This window comes from Pseudolactococcus yaeyamensis (assembly GCF_054658615.1).
This window is the reverse complement of record NZ_BAAGGP010000163.1, coordinates 1-2,289: the sequence shown is the minus strand read 5'-3', so window position 1 is coordinate 2,289 and position 2,289 is coordinate 1. Positions and strand designations below refer to the sequence as shown.

The window sequence follows — 2,289 nt, the reverse complement described above, 5'->3', positions numbered from 1 at the left end:
TAATTGTGCTCTGCCAACTATCATCAATTTTATATCACCCTTTTTAAGCGTCACTACTGTTCCAAGTGGTAAAACATATCCTTTAATCATCAAATTTTCCTTCTTTCAATTGTTTTTTTAATATTTTGCGTGCTTTTAACATTAGTTTAGGTTGAGCTATATCATGTAACGCAGTCACTGAAAAAGCTGTAATAATAAACATAATAAAGTCTTTTCCTCTCAATAGTCCCTGAGATAAACAGATTATAGAAACAAGAATTATTCCCCAGTATAGAAATATTTCTGTAAGTCTAAGGATCCAGAACTCTTTTCCCTTAGATATAATTTGAACAATATCTTGCTTCTCTATTTCAATATATTCACTTCTACCTATAAATTTTAATATTATAATTTTTACTAATATTTTTCCCGTAGCCCCCCTAAAGTAAGAGAAAAAATAATACTTAAAAAAACAGGAAAGTGAACGAAGCCGTCTAATATTATTCCCAAAATAGAAACAACACCCATTAATATTTGACTTAACCAAAAAGTTACGCTATAGGAATATGCGACTTCTTTATCATTCTCAGAAGTAGGACTTTTAAAATATTGAATATAGGGTCTATTCTTGTCAAAATCAAAATAAATTCCTGATGTTTCTGTTTTTTTTAGAAGAGAAGCTAATGATTTTTTCATGCAAATACACTTCCTAGAGATTTACCAAAATCTGAAAATATCTCCTCTGTTTTATTCATTAAATTTCCCAGCTTTTAGTTGTTTTTTTAATTCTTTTATCGCTTTAAAAGATAAACGAAATTGTACACAATCATTAAGGAGAAATAAAATCAGACCTACAACAAAAGACATAATTATATCTTTCCCTCTTATTGTTGTTTCAGATGTCAAAAAAATTACAATCATAATAATAGTTCCTATCTTTATGATTACATCCAAAATCTTAAGCATAGTATAATTAATTCTAACCGTTTTTATTACCTCTTTGATTTCATTTGCTGAAAATTCCCTATACTCTTTTTCTTTTACTATACTTTTTATAAAATTTACCGTAAAAATTTTTTCAATAGAAACACCTATTAATAAGGCAAATAAAATTGAGAAAATATTTGAAAAACTAAAAAATTTATCTAAAATCAAGCCTAGTATACTTGCTACACCTAATATAATATACGTCGATGAAAAACTAGATTTAGAATTTATAAAATTAAGTTTCCAATAAATTAAGTATGGTACATTTCTATCATAATCAAAACTTACAGTGGCATCTCCTTTGCGCATTAAGGGAACGATAACATCTGTTTTCATCTTCGTCATCCAAATCCCCCCCTAATGATTTACCAAATCCTGAAAAGATCTCTCCCGCTTCAATCACTAAATACCTCTGCCTTTAATTGTTTTTTCAGTATTTTTCGTGCTTTCATTACTTGATTAGGATGAATAGTTCCTTGAATAAAGGTAATAACTGAGACAAGTAAATTAATCATAATAAAATCTTTTCCCGACATTTTATTACTAGAGATTATTATTATTATCGCTAAAAATAATCCCAATATCAGTAAACAATTTGTCAGACGTAAAACCCATATTTTTTTGCCATGTTGTAAAGCTCTATATATGTCATTTTTTGTCACCCTATACTCTTTTTGATTATGTGTTATTTTTTTTTTCAAAAAATTTAGTATTAATTCCATAAAAAGAATCGCTGTTCCAACACTCACAACTAACCCAATAATAGGATTTATCGTCAAAATTTTATCTAGGAATAATCCCATTACATTAGTCACCGACATTAAAAGCAATCCAAGCCAAAATGTATTAGAATGAGAATATTCATAACCTGTTTTCTCTTCATTTCCTCCTTCTATTTCAAAATATTCAATATAAGGTCTATTCTCAATAAAATCAAACATTATAGATTTTTTACCTTCTGAAAACAAATCTACTTTTTTCATCCAAATGCACTTCCTAACGATTTACCAAAACCAGAAAATATATCTCCAGCCTTGTTTTTTAGGCTATTAACACCCTTGGAAATATTTTTAACCGTCTTATCTACAAATTAAGCGTCACTACTGTTCAAGTGGTAAAACGTATCCTTTAATCATCAAATTTTCCTTCTTTCAATTGTTTTTTTAATATTTTTCGTGCTTTTATAGACTGTTTAGGTCGCACAGTAGTTTCAATAAATGTAACAAAAAACATTCCCAAAATTATAGTAATAAAAAATTTCCCTTGCATCTTACTTTCAGATACAGCAATTATAAACAGTAGTAATAAGCATATGGATATAAG

At 27.9% G+C, this 2,289-nt stretch carries 5 protein-coding genes; all 5 read right to left on the bottom strand.

The window, feature by feature from the left end; all coding sequences use genetic code 11:
• The coding region (locus ACYQ21_RS15355; RefSeq protein ID WP_460059539.1) for a DUF4176 domain-containing protein at nt 1–90 on the bottom strand (90 nt) is incomplete at its 3' end.
• A gap of 306 nt (nt 91–396) precedes the next feature.
• Nucleotides 397–675: a hypothetical protein gene (locus ACYQ21_RS15350; RefSeq protein WP_460059538.1), complete on the bottom strand. Its 279-nt coding sequence runs from the start codon at nt 673–675 to the stop codon at nt 397–399.
• 51 nt (nt 676–726) lie between these two features.
• The gene (locus tag ACYQ21_RS15345) at nt 727–1,311 is read right to left on the bottom strand and encodes a hypothetical protein (protein WP_460059537.1); all 585 of its coding nucleotides are present in this window, start codon (nt 1,309–1,311) and stop codon (nt 727–729) included.
• Between the two features lie 50 nt (nt 1,312–1,361).
• Nucleotides 1,362–1,949 carry a hypothetical protein gene (locus ACYQ21_RS15340; protein WP_460059535.1) on the bottom strand — a complete coding sequence of 196 codons (588 nt, stop codon included), beginning with the start codon at nt 1,947–1,949 and terminating at the stop codon, nt 1,362–1,364.
• Between the two features lie 145 nt (nt 1,950–2,094).
• Nucleotides 2,095–2,289, bottom strand: a 195-nt coding sequence (locus ACYQ21_RS15335) for a hypothetical protein (RefSeq protein WP_460059534.1), incomplete at its 5' end; no start/stop codon positions are given.

Bases quoted from the DNA above. Each gene is read 5' to 3' on its own strand.
- ACYQ21_RS15350 (WP_460059538.1), bottom strand. From the start codon at position 675: ATGAAAAAATCATTAGCTTCTCTTCTAAAAAAAACAGAAACATCAGGA.
- ACYQ21_RS15345 (WP_460059537.1), bottom strand. From the start codon at position 1,311: ATGACGAAGATGAAAACAGATGTTATCGTTCCCTTAATGCGCAAAGGA.
- ACYQ21_RS15340 (WP_460059535.1), bottom strand. From the start codon at position 1,949: ATGAAAAAAGTAGATTTGTTTTCAGAAGGTAAAAAATCTATAATGTTT.